At 65.1% G+C, this 232-nt stretch carries 1 pseudogene; it reads left to right on the forward strand.

The annotated features are described in order from the left end of the window. Positions 1-9: 9 nt before the first annotated feature. Positions 10-232: pseudogene (locus tag KVT37_RS33160) on the forward strand (AMP-binding protein); the annotation flags it as partial.

A 232-nucleotide genomic window follows, 5' to 3' on the forward strand; every position in this document is an offset into this window, starting at 1 on the left:
ATGTAGCCCTCCGGCACGACGGGGCACCAGAAAGGCGTGCCGGTGCCGCCAAGCGCGCTGCTGGCCTTCGGCGCCTATATGCACGACGCGATCGGGCTCACGCCCAACGACATTTTCTGGAACATCGCCGATCCCGGCTGGGCCTACGGGCACTATTACGCCATCACCGGGCCCTTACAGCCCGGCACCGCCACAACCTTCTACGAAGGCGCGTTCAACGCCAGATCGACCT

This window comes from Mesorhizobium sp. GbtcB19, assembly GCF_019091085.1.
In the GTDB taxonomy this organism is placed as follows: domain Bacteria; phylum Pseudomonadota; class Alphaproteobacteria; order Rhizobiales; family Rhizobiaceae; genus Mesorhizobium.